Source organism: Streptomyces sp. NPDC086554 (genome assembly GCF_040686095.1).
Lineage (GTDB): Bacteria > Actinomycetota > Actinomycetes > Streptomycetales > Streptomycetaceae > Streptomyces.
This window is the reverse complement of record NZ_JBFBJK010000023.1, coordinates 84,806-104,592: the sequence shown is the minus strand read 5'-3', so window position 1 is coordinate 104,592 and position 19,787 is coordinate 84,806. Positions and strand designations below refer to the sequence as shown.

The window sequence follows — 19,787 nt, the reverse complement described above, 5'->3', positions numbered from 1 at the left end:
ATCACCCCCATGTTGGAGACCTCCGCACGACTGCTCCGCCTGCTCTCGCTGCCGAGCCGGTCGAGGAGCGGCGGCTACCAACTGGGCGCCCGCACCCGACGACGATGAGGCGGTGGCGGTGGGTCTGCGCATCGCCGCGGGGCAGGGGATCGAGGGCATCGGTGAGACCTCCGTCCCCGCTGCACCCCGCGCACCCCGCCCGCCGACGACCTCGCCGAGTACGTCTTCAAGGGCGTCTCCACCCGCGCGTACGCCGCACAGGCGGTGATCCGGCTGCTCGTGCCCCTGGAGACGGCGGCCGAGCGGATCACCCCGCGGACGGCACCCTGGAGGCCGAGAGCGAGCGGAGCTGCCTGCTGCGCACGGGAGCCATGAGCCTGGACGTCATGGTGATCCATGTGCTCCTGATGGGCTTCGAGTTCGAGGTCGTCGAGCCGGCGGACCTCACCGAACGGCTCAGCTCGGCGCGGGACCTGCTGGGTCGGGCCCTGGACCGGGGGGCTCGGTCCGCGGAGCCGGGGGCCGGGCGTCCGGCGCCTTGAGCGCCGCGTACTCGGGGTGGTGCAGATCGAACGCCGGGGACTCCGAGCGGATCCGGGGCAGTGTGACGAAGTTGTGGCGCGGCGCCGGGCAGGAGGTCGCCCACTCCAGGGAGCGGCCGTAGCCCCAGGGGTCGTCGACCTCGACCTTCGCGCCGTACTTGGCGGTCTTCCAGATGTTGTAGAGGAACGGCAGCGTGGACATGCCGAGCAGGAACGCGCCGATCGACGAGATGGTGTTGAGGGCGGTGAAGCCGTCCGCCGCCAGGTAGTCCGCGTATCGGCGCGGCATGCCCTCCGCGCCCAGCCAGTGCTGCACCAGGAACGTCGTGTGGAAGCCGACGAAGAGCGTCCAGAAGTGAATCTTGCCGAGCCGTTCGTCGAGCAGCTTCCCGGTGAGCTTGGGCCACCAGAAGTAGAAGCCGCCGAAGGTCGCGAAGGCGACGGTGCCGAAGACGACGTAGTGGAAGTGCGCCACCACGAAGTACGAGTCGGTGACGTGGAAGTCCAGGGGCGGCGAGGCCAGGATGACGCCCGTCAGGCCGCCGAAGAGGAAGCTCACCAGGAAGCCGACCGCCCACAGCATCGGGGTCTCGAAGGACAGCGATCCCTTGAGCATCGTCCCCGTCCAGTTGAAGAACTTCACCCCGGTGGGCACCGCGATCAGGAAGGACATGAAGGAGAAGAAGGGCAGCAGGACCGCGCCCGTCGCGAACATGTGGTGCGCCCACACGACCACCGAGAGGCCGGTGATGGCCATCGTCGCGCCGACCAGCGGTACATAGCCGAAGATCGGCTTCCGGCTGAAGACCGGGATGATCTCCGTGATGATGCCGAAGAACGGCAGCGCGATGATGTAGACCTCGGGATGCCCGAAGAACCAGAAGAGGTGCTGCCACAGCAGCGCACCGCCGTTCTCCGCGGAGAACACCGTGGAGTGGAAGCGCCGGTCCGCCTCCAGGACGAGCAGCGCGGCCGCGAGCACGGGGAACGCCATCAGGACCAGGATCGACGTGAAGAGCACATTCCAGGTGAAGATGGGCATCCGGAACATCGTCATGCCGGGCGCCCGCATCCCGATGATGGTCGTCAGGAAGTTCACCGCGCCGAGGATGGTGCCGAATCCGGCGAGCGCGAGCCCCATGATCCACAGGTCGGCGCCGATGCCGGGTGAGCGTTCCAGGCTGTTGAGCGGGGCGTAGGCGAACCAGCCGAAGTTGGCGGGGCCGCTGGGCACGAGGAGCGAGCCGAGCACCATCAGGCCGCCGAACAGGAACAGCCAGTACGAGAGCATGTTCAGGCGCGGGAAGGCGACGTCGGGCGCGCCGATCTGGAGCGGCATGATCTCGTTGGCGAAGCCCGCGAACGTCGGGGTCGCGAAGAGCAGCAGCATGATCGTGCCGTGCATGGTGAACATCTGGTTGAACTCGTTGTTCGACATCAGCTGCAGCCCGGGGCGGGCGAGTTCGGCCCGCATCATGAGCGCCATCAGGCCGGCGATCAGGAAGAACACGAACGATGTGATCAGGTACAGATGACCGATCTTCTTGTGGTCGGTGGTGGTCAGCCAGTCGATCAGAACCCGGCCGGGCCGCCTCTGCCCGACCGGTTGTGTCGCCGCCTGCGCGGTCTCAGTCCCCATCGCCTGCCCCTTCGCCGTCGCGCCCTGGGCCTGACCGAAGCACCCGCCATGATGCTCGCGTCACACCCGACTCCGACAGAGGGCGTACCGGCCCGCTGTGCCGGAATCCTGAATTCCCTATGCGGTGTCCCATCCTGCCGAGCGCCCAGGATTCGTAAATGCGGAGGGTGTGTAAAGGCGCCTCGCCGACCTTTTCGCCGCCCCATTCAAGCCGTATCGGAAGTGTCCCGGGGAGCCCGTGGGAAATCCATGAATCACTTCCGGACGCGTACGGAACCGCCCGTACGTGTGACGGAGTTCGGCTGAAACGGGCGTCGTGATGCTGTGACAAAAGCGTGACAGGGGTGGGATAGGTGACGCATGGTGTCCGGCCCCGGCCTTCCCCGGCGGGGCCGCGCCGCCTAACGTGGCGGCCATGGCACCTATTCCGACCCCTCCCGCCGAACCCCAGGACACTCCGGACGCCTACGTCGGCCTCGCCGCCGATGGCGCCGAGCGGCAGGCCCGCGAGCGCGGCTGGTCCACGGTCAGGTCGCTGCCGCCGGGCGCGATCATCACCATGGAGTACCGCGTGGGGCGGCTCAACTTCGAGGTCAAGGAAGGCGTCGTGATCCGCTGCTGGAAGGGCTGAAAGCCACTCCCGGCCGACCGCGCGCACGGCGAAGGCCCCGGCTCCTGTGAGGGAACCGGGGCCTTCGCCGTGCGGGGGTGTGGTTTGTGCGTACCGTCCCCGCTGCTAGGAGGTCGGACCGCCCGCCATCGGGCGGGCCGACGATGCGGGGCGCGAGCCCCGCTCGGAGTGCGGCGGGCGGCGGCTGCCCGCCGGGGTGACCGGGCTGCGCTCGGAGCGCGGTGTGTGCGGGCCCGGCGCGAGGTAGGCCGGGGCGCGGGCGGGGCGCGATGCGCCGACCGGCTCGCGGACCGGCGGCTCGTCGGCAGGACCACCGGGCTGCGGCACCGGAACGGGCAGCGGGGCGGCCGGGGCCTGTGTGGCGGCGCGGCGCTCGCGCCAGCTCTCCCGCAGGCCGAAGATCCAGCCCTCGATCCGGGCGATCAGCGGCTCCACCCAGGGCAGGGCGAGCAGGATGAGCAGACCGGCGGCCCAGCCGAGCAGGACATCGCTCAGCCAGTGCGTACCGAGGTAGACGGTGGTCAGACCCACGCTGAGGGAGACCACGGCGGAGAGCGCCGACAGATAGCGGCGGGTGACCGGGGTGGAGGCCAGGTAAGCCAGGATTCCCCAGGTCACGACCGCATTGGCGGTGTGGCCGCTGGGGAATATATCGCCGCCGAGCCCCATCTCGTGGGCGCCGATCGTGGTGGCGTAGTGCGGGCCGAGGCGGCCCATGCCGATCTTGGCGGCACCGACGGTGACGTTGAGCAGCAGCAGGGAGGCGCCGAACATCAGGAGCGGGCGGATGGTGTGCTGCCGCCAGGAGCGCCAGCCGAGCCAGGCCGCGACCATCACGGCGGTCGGGCCGCGCTGGCCGAGGACCACCCAGTAGTCGAGGAACGCGTGGATCTCGGGCCACTGCTGATAGGGCCGGAAGAACATGACCTGCCAGTCGAACCGCACCAGCCACGAAGTGGTCAGCACGGCGACCACGATGGCGAGGTAGAAGGCCAGGGTCGCGCTGAAGAGCACGATCCGGTGCCTGCTCATCCTCGGTACATCGAGGCCGGCCGGTCGTTCCGGCTCACGGTCCAGCCGGGCGAAGACCCGGTCCAGACGGGTGAGGTTTCGTTCGGTACGCACTCAATCGACGTTACAGCGAGTGAGTGCGGAACTAGGCCGAATCAGTGGCTTTGTGATGACGATGTGATGTGGCATAGATCTCAGACGGGGACTTATTCCCCGCCTTTCTCTATTCCGCGACGATCTCCTTACCCAATTCTTTGATCATTATCGCAGCAGTTTTATGGCGCTTATTTATTCGTTCACCGGGACCTGGTCCTGAATTTTCCCCTCGATCACCGGAGATGCCGGTTGATGATCATGGAGGCCCTGAGCCGTTGAGCCACAACGCCCCGTACACCGCGCTCACCACGGCCACGCCCCCGAGCACCAGCGCCGACCTGGACGTACGCAGCCGCGCGAGGGCCACCGCGACCGGCAGGAGCAACGGGAACGCGGGCAGCAGGAGCCGCGGCTTCGAGCCGAAGTAGCCCGCCGCGCACAAGGCCAGCGCGACGACGATGCCCGTGTGGACGAGCAGCGGCAGCGGCTGCTTCCTGCGTACGCCGACGACGTACAGCCAGATCAGCAGGGCGACCCCGATGATCAGGCCGACGCCCGCCAGGGCCGCGGGGAAGCCGGTGAACTTGTCGCCGATGAAGCGGGCGAAGGCGTAACCGAAGTCGAAGCCGTTGCCCCAGCCGGCCTGGACGTCGAGATAGCCGAAGAGACCGTCGCCGGTGCGGTGGCCGACCCAGAGCACATATCCCGCCGCGCCGAGCGGTGCCAGGAGCACCCCGAGGATCATCCGCGCGTCGGCCCGTCGCTCCCGGTGGACTTCGGCGGCTGCCGTCACCCAGATCGCGGCGACCACCGCGGCGCCCACCGGGCGGGTAAGACCCGCGAAGGACGCGAGGACGCCCGCCCACACCCAGCGGCCCGTGAGCACCGCGTACAGCGACCAGGCCGCGAGCGCGGTGAACAGTGACTCGCTGTACGCCATCGACTGCACGATGCCGACCGGCAGCACCGCCCACAGCACGACCGCGCAGATCCCGGCCCGGCACCCGTAAAGGTGATCCGCGATCGCGAAGATTCCCCCGGCGGCGCAGAGCGAGGCGAGCCAGCTCACCACCAGGCCCGCATCGGCGTACGACAAGGGGCTGACCGCCGAGACAAGGCGCTCCAGCCAGGGAAGGAGAGGGAAGAACGCCAGGTTGGAGTGGACGCTGCCGTCCGGAAGCCGCACCTCCCAGCCGTAGCCGAACTCGGCGACGCGGGTGTACCAGAGCGAGTCCCAGCGGGCGGTGAGCAGCGTGTGCGGGCTCTTGCCCGCCGCCGCGCTCCACACCGCGAGCACCGCCACGCCCAGGGCGCGCACCCCGGCGTAGGCGAGGAGTGCGGGCGCGGCACGGCGCAGCGCGGTCCCCGCGCGGGCGCCGTACGAGGGCCGCGGCAGGCGTTGGTCGAGGTCTGTCACGGGCTCGATTATCGGCGCACACAGGAACCGCGCGACGGCCCGGGTGCGTGGTCCATGCGTGGGCGGCGTGGCGTATGCCACACGGTCTCCGCACAACCATGAGAGGTCCGCCACGCGCCACAGCCGTGAACTCGCGTACGCTGACGGCTCACTCGCCTTTCGCCGCCGCCAGCTGGGAGATCACGTCCCGCGGGCCGCCGATGCGAGGGATCACTGGGAGGTATCGCACATGTCGGGGACAACCACGGCCACTGCTCCTTCTGGCCGTCGGCTGCCCAGGTCTCAGGACGGCGCCAACCGCTGGCTGGTTCTCGTCGTCCTCTGCGTCAGCCTGCTGCTCGTCGCCGTCGACGCCACGGTGCTGCACGTCGCGGTGCCCGCCGTCACGGAGGACCTGAAGCCCGGTGGCATCGAGCTGCTGTGGATCGTCGACGTCTATCCGCTGGTCTGCGCCTCGCTGCTCATCCTCTTCGGCACCCTCGGTGACCGGGTGGGCCGCCGGAGGGTGCTGCTGCTCGGATATGCGCTCTTCGGTGTGGCATCGGCCGTGGCGGCCACGGCGGACAACGCGCAGGTCCTGATAGCGGCCCGCGCCCTGCTCGGTGTCGGCGGCGCGATGATCATGCCCGCGACCCTCTCGATCCTCCGGCAGGTCTTCCCCGACCGGCGCGAGCGCGCCCTCGCCATCGGCGTGTGGAGTGCGGTGGCCGGCATCGGCGCCGCGGGCGGACCGCTGCTCGGCGGCTTCCTGCTCGAGCACTTCTGGTGGGGCTCGGTCTTCCTCATAAACATCCCGCTGATGCTGGTCAGCCTGCCCATCGGGCGCTGGCTGCTCCCCGAGTCGACGGGCGACCGCAACGGACCGTGGGACGTCGTCGGCGCGCTGATGGCGGCGGGCGGCCTCTTCGGGCTCGTCTTCGCGGTGAAGCGCGCGGGCGGCGGTGAGTCGCCGTTCGGCATGACGACCCTCCTCGCGTTCGCCGTGGGCGCGGCCCTCCTGGTCGGCTTCGTCCGCAGGCAGCGGCGGCGCAAGCACCCGCTCATCGACCTGTCGATGTTCGCGCGGCCCGCGTTCTCCACCTCGCTCGGCTGCATCGTGCTCGCGATGCTCGCCCTGGTGGGCCTCGAGCTGGTCGCCGCGCAGTATCTGCAGCTGGTGCTCGGCCTCTCCCCGCTGGAGACCGGCATGCGGCTCGTGCCGCTCACCGTCGCCGCGATGGCCGCGGGCCTCGCCGGATCGAAACTCCTTCACCGCTTCGGGCCGCGCACGATGGTCGCCTCCGGCTTCACCCTCACCGCGGTGGCCGTGGTGGTGCTCACCGGGATGGGCGACCAGGCCAACGACCCGCTGCTCCTGACCAGCTTCGTCCTGCTCGGCCTCGGCCTGCAGACCACGCTTTTCGGCTCGTACGAGTCGATGCTCAGCGAGGCGCCCCAGTCGCAGGCGGGCGGCGCCGCCGCCATCGGCGAGACCTCGTACCAGCTGGGCGCGGGCATCGGCATCGCGCTCCTCGGCAGCGTCATGAACGCGGCGTACGCGCCGGGTCTCTCCTCCGTGCCCGGCGTCCCCGCCAAGGAGAGCGGCGCTGCGGGGCACTCGCTCGGCGAGGCGTACGAGGTCGCGTCGCGGCTCGGCGGCAACGCGGGGGCCGCGCTGCGCAACGCCGCGCGCGAGTCCTTCGTGCACGGGCTGCATGTGACCCTGCTGGTCAGCGCGGGGCTGCTGCTGCTCGGCGCGCTGATGGCGCTGCGCCTTCCGCGGACCATGGAGTGCGGGGCTCCTGCGGAGCTGCCTGAGCAGGGGATACCGGCACCCCGGGATGCGGCGGGGGTAGCCGCGGAGTCCGTCCGCTGACGTGATTTCCGGCCTTCGGCCGGAGGCTTCGCCACCCACCCGCCCTTGTTCCTGCGTGACCCCGCACCGTAACGTCGCAGCCAGCCGTCAGTAACTACCACTGCTAGTTTGCGCGCCGCCGGAGGCCCGAGATGTCCGCACGCAGCCGTACGCCCCTGCCGCCCTTCGACCCCACCGACCCGCTCGGCATCGACGACCTCCTCGACCCGGAGGACCTCGCGATCCGCGAGACCGTCCGCACCTGGGCGGCCGACCGCGTGCTGCCGTACATCGCCGACTGGTACGAGAAGGGCGAGCTGCCCGGCATCCGCGATCTGGCCCGCGAGCTCGGCTCGATCGGCGCGCTCGGCATGTCCCTGGAGGGCTACGGCTGCGCGGGTGCCGGCGCCGTGCAGTACGGGCTCGCCTGTCTTGAGCTGGAGGCCGCCGACTCCGGCATCCGCTCGCTCGTCTCCGTGCAGGGCTCCCTCGCCATGTACGCCATCCACCGCTTCGGCTCCGAGGAGCAGAAGCAGCGGTGGCTGCCGGGGATGGCCGCGGGCGAGATCATCGGTTGCTTCGGCCTGACCGAGCCCGATCACGGCTCCGACCCGGCGTCCATGCGCACCTTCGCGAAGAAGGACGGCACCGACTGGGTGCTCACCGGACGCAAGATGTGGATCACGAACGGATCGGTCGCGGGCGTCGCCGTCGTCTGGGCGCACACCGACGACGGCATCCGGGGCTTCGTCGTCCCCACCGACACCCCCGGCTTCTCGGCGCCCGAGATCAAGCACAAGTGGTCGCTGCGCGCGAGCGTCACCAGCGAGCTGGTGATGGACGAGGTGCGGCTGCCGGCCGACGCGGTGCTGCCCGAGGTCACCGGCCTCAAGGGCCCGCTGAGCTGCCTCTCCCACGCCCGCTACGGCATCGTCTGGGGAGCCATGGGCGCAGCCCGCTCCTCGTTCGAGGCGGCCGTCGCCTACTCCAAGACCCGCGAGCAGTTCGGCCGGCCCATCGGCGGCTTCCAGCTCACCCAGGCCAAGCTCGCCGACATGGCGGTCGAGCTGCACAAGGGCATCCTGCTCGCGCACCACCTCGGCCGGCGCATGGACGCGGGCCGGCTCCGACCCGAGCAGGTCAGCTTCGGCAAGCTCAACAACGTACGAGAAGCGATCGAGATCTGCCGTACGTCACGGACGATCCTCGGTGCCAACGGGATCTCGCTCGAATACCCCGTGATGCGGCACGCGACGAACCTCGAGTCGGTCCTCACCTACGAGGGCACCGTCGAGATGCACCAGCTCGTCCTGGGCAAGGCGCTCACCGGCATCGACGCCTTCCGGTGAGCGGCCTCGCCTGCTAGCTCTGGTTGAAGAAACCGTCGGCGGGGCGGCTCGCGGCCTCCCCGTTGACGATCTGCGTGTCGGCGGGGGTGAGCAGGAAGACCCGCGTCGCCACGCGCTCGATGGAGCCGCGCAGACCGAAGGTCAGGCCCGCCGCGAAGTCCACGACGCGCTTGGCGTCGCCGGGCTCCATCGACGTGAGGTTCACGATGACCGGGACGCCGTCCCGGAACATCTCGCCGATGCCGCGCGCGTCCCGGAAGCTGTCCGGGGTCACGGTCCCGATCCGGCGGCCCTGCTCCTCGGCCGTCTCGGTCGCCACCCGCACGCGCGGGTCGGTGACCCAGGCATCGCCGGGTCCCTCGGCACCGTCATCGTCGTAGCCGTCGTAGTAACGCTCGTCATTGTTGTCGTCGACGAGGCCAAGCCAGGCACTCGCCTTGCGCACCGATCCCATGGACGCCTCCTCTCACAGCGGGCTTTCTGCGTTCCGCATCCCCATGTTCGTCCATGATGCGGATGGTGCGCCAAGTGGATAGTCGCCGCGCGGGGTTTTCGTGACGGTACTGGTGCAGAGTCAACTGCCCGAAGCACGTGATTCCTCAAGGGTCTTGCCGTATACGGTTGCTGACAGTGAGTGAAATATGATTTTCCCGGCGTTTGGGTGACGGCCGGTGCGTCCGGGTGAACGGAACCCTGGATACGATGCCGGAGTTGATCGTTTGCCGGGCTTCTCGGGGGAGTCGTCTTGTTCGGAATCGTCAGGCCATGCAGCCATCGCCTCGGTGAGGGTCTGAAGACACAGTGGATGGCGCATCTGTGCGGGCTCTGCCTCGCGCTGCGGGGCGACCACGGGCAGTTCGCCCGCGTCGTGACCAACTACGACGGCCTCATCATCTCGGTTCTGACGGAGGCTCAGGCCGAGAAGTCGACCGGCTGGCGGCGCACCGCGGGGCCCTGTCCGCTGCGCGGCATGCGGACCGCTTCCGTCGCGCAGGGCGAGGGTGCGCGGCTCGCCGCCGCCGTCTCGCTGGTGCTCGCGTCGGCCAAGGTGCGCGACCACGTCGTCGACGGGGACGGCCTCTTGGCGCGCAGGCCGGTGGCGGCCGCCGCGCGGAAGGTCGCGCGGAGCTGGGACCGGGCGGGCGCGCGGACCGGCGCCGATGTGGGCTTCGACACTGCGGTCCTGGTCGACGCCGTCGAACGGCAGGTCGGCATCGAGGGCTTGGCGGGCCCCGGCACCTCGCTTCTGACGGTCACCGAACCCACCGAGACCGCGACGGCGGCCGCCTTCGCGCACACCGCCGTCATAGCGGGCAGGCCCGGCAATGCCGAGCCGCTCGCCGAGGCCGGACGGCTCTTCGGCAGGCTCGCGCATCTCCTGGATGCCGTGGAGGACAAGGAAGCTGACGCCGCGTCGGGTGCGTGGAACCCGCTGGCGGCCACGGGTACGGGCCTCGCCGAGGCCCGGCGGCTCGCCGATGACGCCGTGCACGGCATCCGGCTCGCGCTGCGGGATGCCGAGTTCACGGACGGCAAGCTGGCGCATGTGCTGCTCGCGCATGAGCTGTCGCGGTCGGTGGACCGCGCATTCGGGACTGAGTCGTGCGGGCACTCCCATGAGGTGACGGCCCATCAGGGCGGGTCCTTCGGGCCGCCGCAGGGCGGCCCGCCTCAGCAGGGCGGGCCGTACGGCCAGCAGGGCGGACCGTATGGACCTCCCTCCGGCGGTCCGTACGGCCCGCAGTCCCCGTACGGAGGTGGCAATCCGTACGGAGGCGGGGCGCCGGGCGGTCCCGGCGGGCCGGGCGGCTTCGGTGGCGGGCCCGCGTTCGAGCCGCAGCCGCCGAAGCCGGGTAAGCGGGGCTTCTGGGCGGGGTGCGCGGTGGCCATCGGGCTCTGCTGCACCTGCAAGCTGTGCTGTGCGGAGTCCTATGAAGGGCCGTGGTCCCGCAAGAAGCGGGAGGGTTGCTGCAACAACTGTGGTGACGGTGGATGCTGCTCGTGCTGCGAGTGCTGCTCTTGTTGTGACTGCGGGCTTTAGGTACTCGGCGGTCTTTGCTTGTCACAGCCCCGCGCCCCTTCGGGGCGCCACACCTGACGGCGGTTCAGTCCTTGATCTCCGGGGGTGAGATCCGGGACTCGGCGATTGCCGAGCCCTGGGTGTCCCACTTCTTCAGGATGCGGTCGTACGTGCCGTCCTCGATCAGCTGATTCACCGCTGCCTGGAATGCGGGCGCGAGCCTCGTGCCCTTCTTGAAGGCGAAGCCGACGTCCAGGCGGTGGTACTCGCCCAGGAATTTCAGGCCCTCCTGGTGGGCGACGCCGTAGCGCAGTCCGTTGATGGTGGACATCACCACATCGCTGCGGCCCTGCTGGAGCGAGCCCCAGATCGCGCTCTGCTCGGCGTACGTCTTCACGCTGTACGGCTTCTTGCCTGCGTCTTCGCAGACGTGCTTGTTGTCCTCCAGGGTCACCTCGAAGGTGGTGCCCGCGCCGGTCGCCACGTTCAGGCCGCACAGCTGCTCGAAGTCGGTGACCTTCTTCAGCTTGCTGTCGTCACGGACGGCGAAGCCCTGGCCGTCGTTGATGTACGTGACGAAGTCGATGGTCTTGCGCCGTTCCTCGGTCACGCCGAAGTTGCCGGTGCCCAGGTCGTACTTGCCGCTGTCGAGGGCGGGCAGGATCGCCTCGAAGCTCGCGGCCTCCCGCTTCAGCTTCAGGCCGAGCGTCTTGGCGACCGCCTCCGCGAAGTCGGCGTCCTGGCCGACGATCGTCTTCCCGTCCTCCAGGTACGTGTTGCCCGGTGGGCTGCCGCCGACGGCGGTCGCGAGACTGACGGTGCCCCGCTCGCGCACGTCCGACGGGAGGAGCTCCGCCGCCGCCTCGTTCTTCTTGACCGAGGAGACCACGTCCGTGGTGGGGATCTTGTCGCTGCTGCCCGCGGGTGCCGCGCCACCCGTGGTGTCGGCGGAGCCGCCCGAACCGCAGGCGGTGAGCGTGAGCGTGGCGGCGGTGATCAGGGCGAAGGCCGCCGGGATGCGGCGGGAGTGCGGGAAGCGCGAAGGCGCGGACTTGCTCATGGCGTGACGTTCTCCATCAGGCGGCCAGGCAGGGCAGGGCGAAGCGGACGTACGAGGGGAGGGGGGCCGCTGCTCAGGACGGTGCAGCAGTGGCGTACGCGTGTGAAGGCGAGGTCAACGGCGCGCGGGCGCACGGGAGATGCAAGGCGGGAGAGACCCGGGAACAGCGAAGGGGCTCAGCGCGCAGGGGGTCGGCTCAGAGAGTCGTCGAACACGACGCGGACCACACTCGACCGAAGTCGATGTGGGAGCGCGTGACCAGCCACTGCTGCGGATGCATGGGGCAAGTGGAGCAGGCATCCGTTTCCGCGTCAACTGGCGTGAGACGTAACGCTCATATCCTGGACAGCCTTGACAGCGGGCCGAAAGGTCCCCGTACTCTCAAGGCGGATCGTGCTGAGGGGCTCGGTCCGTGTGAAGGCATCACCTCCCGTATCCACGGAGCCTTTGCCATGTCTTCCGACACGCTCGCCAAAGCCGCGACCGCCCCTCCTCAAGATCCCCCGCCCGATCTCCCGCGCATCGTGCCGCAGCGCCGCGCGGGACAGTGGGCGGCCGCCGCCGTGGTCCTGGTGCTGCTCGGCCTCGCCGTCAACTCCGTCGTACGCAATGACGCGTTCCAGTGGGACGTGGTCGGCGACCACTTCACCTCCGCGTCCGTGCTGCGCGGCCTGTGGCTGACGCTCTGGCTGACCGCCGTCGTCATGGTGCTCGGCTTCGCGCTCGGCGCGTTGCTCGCGGCGGGGCGTCTGTCGGCCAATCCCGTGCTGCGGAGCGTCAGTTGGGGCTATGTCTGGCTCTTCAGGTCGATGCCGATCCTGGTGCAGCTGCTGTTCTGGTTCAACATCGGGGCGCTGTACCCGTACCTCTTCGGCGTGAAGACGGTGAACCTCCTCGGGCCGATCAGCATCGCCGTCATCGGGCTCACCCTGCACGAGGCCGCGTACGCCGCCGAGGTGGTGCGCGGCGGCATCCTCTCCGTCGACCGCGGGCAGATCGAGGCCGCGCAGGCGCTCGGGCTCGGCCGGTGGCGCAGATGGCGGCGGATCGTCCTGCCGCAGGCCATGCGTTCCATCGTGCCGCCGGCCGGGAACATGCTGATCGGCGCGCTCAAGGGCACCTCGATCGTCAGCGTGATCGCGGTGCAGGACCTGCTGTACTCCGTGCAGTTGGTCTACCACCGCACCTACCAGGTGATCCCGCTGCTCCTGGTCGCCACCATCTGGTACGTCGTGGTCACCTCGCTGCTCAGCGTCGGCCAGTACTACGTGGAGCGGCACTACGCGCGCGGTTCGGAGCGGACCCGATGAGCGTGACGGAGCGCAGGCCGTCCGCCGATGACCTCACCGAAGAGGATTTCGGTGCGCTGAAGGTCGTCCCGGTCACCCTCTAGCTCACCTTCTACGGCACGGCTCTCGGCTTCGCGCTCGGCATCCCGTTCGGGCCCGGCTTCTTCTCCTTCGACACGATGGGGCTCGTCGGCGCGATGAGCGCGGCCGTCCTCGGGCTCGCGCTGCACCAGGCCGCCAGCACTACGTCGAACGTCACTTCTCGAAGGGGGCATCGCGATGAGCGCGATGGTCGAACTCCGTTCCGTACACAAGTCCTTCGGGGCACTGGAAGTCCTGCGAGGCCTCGATCTGGAGGTGCAGACGGGCGAGGTCACCGTCGTCCTCGGGCCCTCCGGATCCGGCAAGTCCACGCTCCTGCGCGCCATCAACCACCTGGAGAAGGTCGACAAGGGCTGGATCAGCGTCGACGGTGCGCTCGTCGGCTACCGGCGCTCCGGCGACAAGCTGTACGAGCTGCGCGAACGCGAGGTGCTCAAGCAGCGTACGCAGATCGGCTTCGTCTTCCAGAACTTCCATCTCTTCCCGCATCTGACCGTCCTGGAGAACATCGTCGAGGCGCCGGTCTCGGCACTGAAGCGGCCTCGCAAGGAAGCCGTCGCGGACGCCGAGGCGCTGCTCGCCCGGGTCGGGCTCGCCGACAAGGCGGACGCCTACCCCAAGCAGCTCTCCGGCGGACAGCAGCAGCGCGTCGCCATCGCCCGCGCGCTCGCCCTGGAGCCGAAACTGCTGCTCTTCGACGAGCCGACGTCTGCGCTCGACCCCGAGCTGGTGGGTGAAGTCCTCGACGTCATCAAGGACTTGGCGAGCCAGGGCACCACGATGATCGTCGTCACCCACGAGATCGGCTTCGCGCGCGAGGTCGCCGACACGGTCGTCTTCATGGACGAAGGACTCATCGTCGAACAGGGCGCCCCCGGTGACGTACTCGACCGGCCGCGGCACGAACGTACCCAAGCGTTCCTTTCCAAGGTCCTTTAGTTGCCCGGCGTCACCTTCGTCCTGGGCGATACCGCGCGCCGAGATCCGGCGCCGGCAGGTCTCCCCGCAGAACGCGATCCTCGCCCTGGAGCAGGTCTGGGGCGGGCACGACGCTGCGCTCGCACCTCGGGCTGCGCGAGCCCATATGGAAGGGTTGATCACCATGAGCACCGAAACGAGCACCGGAACGAGCACCGGGAACAACGGCGCCGTACAGGACTGGAAGCGCTGGCACGAGCAGCGGACGGAAACCGTCTCCGCGCCCTACGGCCCGCTCTCCCTCACCGGCACGCACTGGCTCGCGGACTATCCGGAGGGTCAACTTCCGGACATTCCCGGGCGCTGGACCGATGCGGGCGACGAGCTCCTCCTGACCGCGGGTCCTGACGACGGCCTCGCCCTCGACGGAAAGTCGTTCAGCGGAGAGGCTCGGCTTGCCGCCGACCCCGGCCCTGTCGGCGCGGCCCGCGTCGCGCTCGGCGAGCGGCGCTTCGTCGTACTGCGCCGCGAAGGGCTCTGGGCGGTCCGCGACTTCGACCCGGCGTCCGCAACGCGCCGCGCCTTCCAGGGCATCGAGGCCACCGCGTACGACGAGCGCTGGGCGGTGCCGGGGCGCTTCACCCCCTACGACGCCGAAAGCACCGTCGACGGCGTTCGCACCGTTCGCGTGGGCAACGCCGACGGTGTGGAGCGCGGGCTCGGCCTCGGCGGTGAACTGGCCTTCAGCCTGGCCGGAAAGGACCACACGCTGCAGGTGACCGTGGAGGGCGACGGCTCCTTGTGGGCGGTGTTCGCCGACGCCAGCAGCGGGGTCTCCAGCTACCGATTCCGCTTCCTGCGGCCCGCCGCGCCCGACGCGGAAGGGCGCACGACGGTCGACTTCAACCGCGCGCTGCTTCCGCCGTGCGCCTTCGCCGACCACTTCATTTGCCCCTTCCCGCCGCCCGGCAACACCCTCACCGCCGAGATCGCCGCCGGAGAACGGAACCTTCTCGGTCGGTGACACGTCTGACGGGGAGCCGATGACCCAGAGCCCCGGTGGCGTACGACAGGTACGACAGCCACCGGGGCCGGTCGACGTGTATCCGGCTGACGGCCGAAAGGCGCCCTTGTGCGGGCACGCCTCGGCCCGAATACTCCCGAGCAGCGCTTGTCAGGAGCACGGCGTATCCGGAATCCGGTCCGCCCCTTGCTTCTTGGCTGCGCCTCACGGGCTCCCAACCCACGGGCCCACTGACTTCCCCTCGGGAGGAACAACAAGTGAGGATCAAGCGCACCACCCCCCGCAGTGGCATTGCGAGACGCACTCGTCTGCTCGCGATCGCCACCGGACTCGTGGCCGCCGGCGCGCTCGCCGTGCCCGCCGCGAACGCGAACGACGTCACCACCTTCAGCTCGGCGCAGCTCACCGAGGCGGGCGACGCGGTGCTCGACGCCGATGTCGCGGGCACCGCGTGGAGCGTCGACAAGGCGACCAACCGCCTTGTCGTCACTGCCGACAGCACCGTCTCCCGTGCCGAGATCGCCGAGATCAAGAAGGCGGCGGGCAGCAACGCGGGCGCCCTCAAGATCGAGCGCACTCCCGGCAAGTTCAACAAGCTGATCTCCGGCGGCGACGCCATCTACGCGTCAAGCTGGCGCTGCTCGCTCGGCTTCAACGTCCGCAGCGGCACCACCTACTACTTCCTGACCGCCGGACACTGCACCGACGGTGCGGGCACCTGGTGGTCCAACTCCGGGCACACCACGACGCTCGGCTCCACGACGGGCTCCAGCTTCCCGACCAACGACTACGGCATCGTCAAGTACACCAACACCTCGATCAGCCACCCCGGCACGGTCGGCAGCCAGGACATCACCAGCGCGGGCGACCCCACCGTGGGCCAGGCCGTCAAGCGGCGCGGCTCCACGACCGGTACCCACAGCGGCTCGGTCACCGGTCTCAACGCGACCGTCAACTACGGCGGCGGCGACATCGTCTACGGCATGATCAAGACCAACGTCTGCGCCGAGCCGGGCGACAGCGGCGGTCCGCTGTACGCGGGCACGAAGGCGCTCGGCCTCACATCGGGCGGCAGCGGGAACTGCTCCTCGGGCGGCACGACCTTCTTCCAGCCGGTCACCGAGGCGCTGAGCCGGTACGGCGTGAGCGTCTACTGACCCACTGATCCACGGGCCTATGGGTCTACGTACGACAAGACTGCAGCCAGCAGCAGGTGAACCCCCGCCCGGGCGTCGGGCGGGGGTTCACCCTTGTCTCCCGTCTCCCTTTGTGCGCCGTGCGGGGTTACCTTCGAAGTACACGCCCAACACGCCCAATTCGGACCCTGGGGGGCCGGCATGGTCGAGGAGCTGGTGACGGCGGGAGTGGCCGTCGGGTCTGTCGGAGTGGTCTATCTGATGGCGGCGGCGCGTGTCGTCAAACAGTACGAGCGGGGTGTGGTGCTCCGGCTCGGGCGGTTGCAGCGTTCGGTGCGCGGGCCGGGGTTCACGATGATCGTCCCCGGGGTCGACCGGCTCCGTAAGGTGAACATGCAGATCGTGACGATGCCGGTGCCGGCGCAGGACGGCATCACGCGGGACAACGTGACGGTGCGGGTGGACGCCGTCATCTACTTCAAGGTCGTCGACGCGGCCGAGGCGGTCGTGCAGGTCGAGGACTATCGTTTCGCGGTCTCGCAGATGGCCCAGACGTCCCTGCGTTCGATCATCGGCAAGAGCGACCTGGACGATCTGCTCTCCAACCGGGAGAAGTTGAACCAGGGCCTTGAGTTGATGATCGATTCGCCCGCCATCGGGTGGGGTGTGCAGATCGACCGGGTCGAGATCAAGGACGTATCCCTTCCCGAGACGATGAAGCGGTCGATGGCGCGGCAGGCCGAGGCGGACCGTGAGCGGCGCGCCCGCGTGATCAACGCGGATGCCGAGCTGCAGGCCTCCAAGAAGCTCGCCGAGGCCGCCCATGAGATGGCGGAGGAGCCCGCGGCCCTCCAGCTGAGGCTGCTTCAGACCGTCGTCGCGGTCGCCGCCGAGAAGAATTCGACCCTCGTCCTGCCCTTCCCCGTCGAGCTCCTGCGCTTCCTCGAACGGGCCCAGCAGGCACAGCCGGCGGCCAGGGAGACGCAGCAACCGCCGGCCCCCGCACTCTCGGAATCCGGTGCGGAGGATTCGGAAGCCGGAGATCCAACGGCGCGCGGAGAGTCGAAAACAGGACTGGACTAGTCCTCACCCGCTGCCGAAGGGCCGATCGCACGGGGTGTTTGCAACGGGAACCGACGTGGCGAGACCGGGGTCGGTGAAGGGGCGGGGGGCGCACGGTGATTGTCGCGTGCGCGTCCTGAAGTAGACCTTGTGTGCTACCGGACGGTCTCGGAATAGTGGGCCGAGCCCTTTGGCATGGACGCGGCTTTCTCAGCGTGTGCGACTCCGTGCCGGTACGCCTTCCGGCCCTCAGGTCCCCACACCGAACGGGCCGACCCCCCACAGGAGGACGTGAGTTGAAGCACCGACGCATACCCAAGGGACGCGCTGCCGCAGCAGGTGCGGGCGTTGTCGCGCTGATCGCGGCCGGAGTCACCTTCCAGACCGCGAACGCGAGTGAGAGTGCCCCGACCCCCACGCCGGACACCCTCACGGTCGCAAAGGCCGGAAAGCTCGCCTCGTCCATCGCCAAGGACCTCGGCGTGGACGCCGCGGGCACCTACTACGACGCCAAGGGCAAGAACCTCGTCGTGAACGTCCTCGACGAGACGGCGGCGGAGACCGCGGAGGCGGCCGGCGCCAAGGCCAGAATCGTCGAGAACTCCCTGGCCGAGCTGAAGAGCGCCCGCTCGACGCTGAGCGACAAGGCGTCCATCCCCGGCACCTCGTGGGCGGTCGACCCGGCCACCAACAAGGTTGTCGTGACGGCGGACCGCACGGTCAAGGGCGCCGAGATGGACAAGCTCACCGCCGTGGTGAAGAAGCTCGGCTCGAAGGCCGAACTCCAGCACAGCAAGGGGGAGTTCAAGCCCTTCATCGCAGGTGGCGACGCCATTTGGGGCGACGGCAGCCGCTGCTCGCTCGGCTTCAACGTGGTCAAGGACGGCGCACCGCACTTCCTGACCGCGGGCCACTGCACGGAGGCGGTCACCAGCTGGTCCGCGGAGCAGGGCGGCCCGGCCATCGGTGAGAACACCGACTCCAGCTTCCCCGACAACGACTACGGCCTGGTCAAGTACACGGGCGACACCCCGCACCCGAGTGAGGTGAACCTCTACAACGGCTCCACCCAGGCCATCGCCAAGGCGGGCGACGCGACCGTCGGCCAGGAGGTGCAGCGCAGCGGCTCGACCACGCAGCTGCACGACGGCAAGGTCACCGGCCTGGACGCCACCGTGAACTACGGCAACGGAGACGTCGTCAACGGACTCATCCAGACCGATGTCTGCGCCGAGCCCGGCGACAGCGGCGGCGCGCTCTTCGCGGGCGACACCGCGCTCGGCCTGACCTCGGGCGGCAGCGGTGACTGCAGCGCCGGCGGGGAGACCTTCTTCCAGCCGGTGCCGGAGGCGCTGGACGCCCTTGGCGCGGAGATCGGCTGACCCCTGCGGGTAGCTTCGCGGATTTTGTCCCACCCCTGCATCTGTGGGGGTGGGACTTTTTCGGTGCGGGGACGGGGGTGGGTGCTTGATGTGGTTTGCCGGCTGCGGGATGGGTGTGGCTGGTCGCTCCCCCAAGTTCTCGGCTTCGCTCGAACAGGGGGGACCCCCTTCGCGGCGGAGCCGCATGTGTCACAGCCCCGCGCCCCTTACGGGGCGCGGCTCGCATACGGCGCGCGGCTCACCCGATGGGTTTGCCCGCGAGGTCGAGCGAGCTGGCGTCCGCCCTGTGCCGGGCTGACATCGCCAGGGTGACGATGACTCCCACGACCGCCCAGGCGGCGAGCACCAGCAGCGGTCCGGTGACCGCGTTGCCCTCGAAGTACGCGATGGAGCGCGCCACCCAGGTGCCGGCGCCCGGCGGCAGCCAGGGGCCGATCGCCTCCCAGAAGGGCGGCAGCATCGGCAGCGGGAAGGCGCCGCCCGCGCTCGGGTTGCCCGCGATGACGACGATCAGGACGGCGAGGCCGATGCCCACGATGCCGGTGAGCGCCTGCAGGGCGAGCGTGATCATGCCGACCCCGAAGACGACCAGCGCGCCCAGGCCCCACAGGGCCAGGGCGCTGCCGGGCAGGGCGCCCAGGATCGGCCCGATGATGACCGCGCCGCCGATTCCGCCCGCGATCGAGTAGAGCGCCATGACGCCGGTCCTGATCAGCGCGCGCGAGAGGTTGGCGGCCCGGGAGCCCGCGCTGATCGCCAGGATCGAGGCGCAGAGATAGCCGCCGACGCACCAGCCGACGACCAGGTAGAAGGACGAGAGCCCGTCGAAGTCCTTGGGGGACGCGGGTGCCACGTCCACGGTCCTGACCGTCCGGTTCTCCGCCGCTTCGAGCTGGGTGGCGATCTTCTCCAGCGCGGTGGCGAGGACGGTGCCGCCGCCGGAGCCGACGAGGAGCGTGTCGGTGGTGGCCCGGGGGTTGATGATCAGGGCGCCGTCGATGTCACGGTTCATGATCTGCTTCCGTGCCGTGGCCTCGTCCTCGATCACGCGGGGGTCGAGCGGCTCACCGGGGAGCTTCCCGAGCCGGGCCGACGCCTGCTCGGCGGCGGGCCCCGGAGCGACAACCCCGAAGGGCACGTCCCTCGGCTTCGGATCGTGCAGCGCCCCCACGTAGGAGGCGATGAACAGCAGCTGCAGGGCGAGTACGCCGATGACCAGCAGGGCTGCTCGCGGGGTGACGGCGCTCTTCAACTCATCGGTGAAGCTCATGCCCC

16 protein-coding genes and 2 pseudogenes are annotated in these 19,787 nt (G+C 69.5%); 12 read left to right on the top strand and 6 right to left on the bottom strand.

Features of this window, described 5'->3' with window-relative positions; genetic code table 11:
* Positions 1 to 152 precede the first annotated feature (152 nt).
* Positions 153 to 542 (top strand): annotated as a pseudogene (locus tag AB0O76_RS32615) (WYL domain-containing protein); the annotation flags it as partial.
* On the opposite strand, the gene ctaD reads toward AB0O76_RS32615, so the two are convergent.
* Entirely contained in the window at positions 457 to 2,181 is a 1,725-nt protein-coding gene (gene ctaD, locus AB0O76_RS32610) for a cytochrome c oxidase subunit I (protein WP_365498600.1), read from the bottom strand. The pseudogene AB0O76_RS32615 and the gene ctaD sit on opposite strands and share 86 nt — an antisense overlap.
* Before the next feature lie 415 nt (positions 2,182 to 2,596).
* Between ctaD and AB0O76_RS32605 the strand changes: the two genes are divergently transcribed.
* Positions 2,597 to 2,812 (top strand): I78 family peptidase inhibitor, encoded by a 216-nt coding sequence (locus AB0O76_RS32605; RefSeq protein WP_365498597.1) that lies wholly within the window; start codon positions 2,597 to 2,599, stop codon positions 2,810 to 2,812.
* A 105-nt stretch (positions 2,813 to 2,917) separates the two neighbouring features.
* Here the strand turns inward: AB0O76_RS32605 and AB0O76_RS32600 are convergent, their stop codons facing one another.
* Together AB0O76_RS32600 and AB0O76_RS32595 are read right to left on the bottom strand one after the other, a co-directional pair.
* Positions 2,918 to 3,937 (bottom strand): phosphatase PAP2 family protein, encoded by a 1,020-nt coding sequence (locus AB0O76_RS32600; RefSeq protein WP_365498594.1) that lies wholly within the window; start codon positions 3,935 to 3,937, stop codon positions 2,918 to 2,920.
* Positions 3,938 to 4,175: 238 nt separating this feature from the next.
* Positions 4,176 to 5,336 carry a glycosyltransferase family 39 protein gene (locus AB0O76_RS32595; RefSeq protein ID WP_365498591.1) on the bottom strand — a complete coding sequence of 387 codons (1,161 nt, stop codon included), beginning with the start codon at positions 5,334 to 5,336 and terminating at the stop codon, positions 4,176 to 4,178.
* Positions 5,337 to 5,565: 229 nt separating this feature from the next.
* Between AB0O76_RS32595 and AB0O76_RS32590 the strand changes: the two genes are divergently transcribed.
* Positions 5,566 to 7,191, top strand: a complete 1,626-nt coding sequence (locus AB0O76_RS32590; protein WP_365498588.1) for an MFS transporter — start codon at positions 5,566 to 5,568, stop codon at positions 7,189 to 7,191.
* A gap of 131 nt (positions 7,192 to 7,322) precedes the next feature.
* On the top strand, positions 7,323 to 8,519 hold the full coding sequence (locus AB0O76_RS32585) for an acyl-CoA dehydrogenase family protein (protein WP_365498584.1): 1,197 nt from the start codon (positions 7,323 to 7,325) through the stop codon (positions 8,517 to 8,519).
* A 13-nt stretch (positions 8,520 to 8,532) separates the two neighbouring features.
* Here the strand turns inward: AB0O76_RS32585 and AB0O76_RS32580 are convergent, their stop codons facing one another.
* Complete coding sequence (locus AB0O76_RS32580; protein WP_365498581.1) at positions 8,533 to 8,973, bottom strand: cell division protein SepF; 441 nt, start codon at positions 8,971 to 8,973, stop codon at positions 8,533 to 8,535.
* Between the two features lie 291 nt (positions 8,974 to 9,264).
* Here AB0O76_RS32580 and AB0O76_RS32575 point away from each other — a divergent pair, with 291 nt between their 5' ends.
* Positions 9,265 to 10,560, top strand: coding sequence for a DUF5685 family protein (locus AB0O76_RS32575; protein ID WP_365498578.1), 1,296 nt, complete (start codon positions 9,265 to 9,267; stop codon positions 10,558 to 10,560).
* Positions 10,561 to 10,624: 64 nt separating this feature from the next.
* Here the strand turns inward: AB0O76_RS32575 and AB0O76_RS32570 are convergent, their stop codons facing one another.
* Positions 10,625 to 11,599, bottom strand: a complete 975-nt coding sequence (locus AB0O76_RS32570; protein ID WP_365498575.1) for an ABC transporter substrate-binding protein — start codon at positions 11,597 to 11,599, stop codon at positions 10,625 to 10,627.
* A 452-nt stretch (positions 11,600 to 12,051) separates the two neighbouring features.
* Here AB0O76_RS32570 and AB0O76_RS32565 point away from each other — a divergent pair, with 452 nt between their 5' ends.
* From AB0O76_RS32565 to AB0O76_RS32535, 7 genes and pseudogenes are all read left to right on the top strand, one after another.
* The gene (locus tag AB0O76_RS32565) at positions 12,052 to 12,909 is read left to right on the top strand and encodes an amino acid ABC transporter permease (RefSeq protein WP_365498572.1); all 858 of its coding nucleotides are present in this window, start codon (positions 12,052 to 12,054) and stop codon (positions 12,907 to 12,909) included.
* Positions 12,910 to 12,965: 56 nt separating this feature from the next.
* Positions 12,966 to 13,127 (top strand): annotated as a pseudogene (locus AB0O76_RS32560) (amino acid ABC transporter permease); the annotation flags it as partial.
* Between the two features lie 40 nt (positions 13,128 to 13,167).
* Positions 13,168 to 13,929, top strand: a complete 762-nt coding sequence (locus AB0O76_RS32555) for an amino acid ABC transporter ATP-binding protein (protein ID WP_365498569.1) — start codon at positions 13,168 to 13,170, stop codon at positions 13,927 to 13,929.
* Between the two features lie 163 nt (positions 13,930 to 14,092).
* On the top strand, positions 14,093 to 14,932 hold the full coding sequence (locus AB0O76_RS32550) for a DUF1684 domain-containing protein (RefSeq protein ID WP_365498566.1): 840 nt from the start codon (positions 14,093 to 14,095) through the stop codon (positions 14,930 to 14,932).
* Between the two features lie 257 nt (positions 14,933 to 15,189).
* Positions 15,190 to 16,089 (top strand): S1 family peptidase, encoded by a 900-nt coding sequence (locus tag AB0O76_RS32545; RefSeq protein WP_365498563.1) that lies wholly within the window; start codon positions 15,190 to 15,192, stop codon positions 16,087 to 16,089.
* A 180-nt stretch (positions 16,090 to 16,269) separates the two neighbouring features.
* The gene (locus tag AB0O76_RS32540; protein WP_365498560.1) at positions 16,270 to 17,151 is read left to right on the top strand and encodes a slipin family protein; all 882 of its coding nucleotides are present in this window, start codon (positions 16,270 to 16,272) and stop codon (positions 17,149 to 17,151) included.
* Positions 17,152 to 17,426: 275 nt separating this feature from the next.
* Positions 17,427 to 18,512, top strand: coding sequence for a S1 family peptidase (locus AB0O76_RS32535; RefSeq protein WP_365498557.1), 1,086 nt, complete (start codon positions 17,427 to 17,429; stop codon positions 18,510 to 18,512).
* Positions 18,513 to 18,750: 238 nt separating this feature from the next.
* On the opposite strand, the gene AB0O76_RS32530 is transcribed toward AB0O76_RS32535, so the two are convergent.
* Positions 18,751 to 19,782: a DUF3533 domain-containing protein gene (locus AB0O76_RS32530; protein ID WP_365498554.1), complete on the bottom strand. Its 1,032-nt coding sequence runs from the start codon at positions 19,780 to 19,782 to the stop codon at positions 18,751 to 18,753.
* Positions 19,783 to 19,787 lie beyond the last annotated feature (5 nt).

Excerpts from the sequence above, each read along its gene's own strand:
- ctaD (WP_365498600.1), bottom strand. The coding sequence starts at position 2,181 with ATGGGGACTGAGACCGCGCAGGCGGCGACACAACCGGTCGGGCAGAGG.
- AB0O76_RS32605 (WP_365498597.1), top strand. The coding sequence starts at position 2,597 with ATGGCACCTATTCCGACCCCTCCCGCCGAACCCCAGGACACTCCGGAC.
- AB0O76_RS32590 (WP_365498588.1), top strand. The coding sequence starts at position 5,566 with ATGTCGGGGACAACCACGGCCACTGCTCCTTCTGGCCGTCGGCTGCCC.
- AB0O76_RS32585 (WP_365498584.1), top strand. The coding sequence starts at position 7,323 with ATGTCCGCACGCAGCCGTACGCCCCTGCCGCCCTTCGACCCCACCGAC.
- AB0O76_RS32580 (WP_365498581.1), bottom strand. The coding sequence starts at position 8,973 with ATGGGATCGGTGCGCAAGGCGAGTGCCTGGCTTGGCCTCGTCGACGAC.
- AB0O76_RS32570 (WP_365498575.1), bottom strand. The coding sequence starts at position 11,599 with ATGAGCAAGTCCGCGCCTTCGCGCTTCCCGCACTCCCGCCGCATCCCG.
- AB0O76_RS32565 (WP_365498572.1), top strand. The coding sequence starts at position 12,052 with ATGTCTTCCGACACGCTCGCCAAAGCCGCGACCGCCCCTCCTCAAGAT.
- AB0O76_RS32555 (WP_365498569.1), top strand. The coding sequence starts at position 13,168 with ATGAGCGCGATGGTCGAACTCCGTTCCGTACACAAGTCCTTCGGGGCA.
- AB0O76_RS32550 (WP_365498566.1), top strand. The coding sequence starts at position 14,093 with ATGAGCACCGAAACGAGCACCGGAACGAGCACCGGGAACAACGGCGCC.
- AB0O76_RS32540 (WP_365498560.1), top strand. The coding sequence starts at position 16,270 with ATGGTCGAGGAGCTGGTGACGGCGGGAGTGGCCGTCGGGTCTGTCGGA.
- AB0O76_RS32530 (WP_365498554.1), bottom strand. The coding sequence starts at position 19,782 with ATGAGCTTCACCGATGAGTTGAAGAGCGCCGTCACCCCGCGAGCAGCC.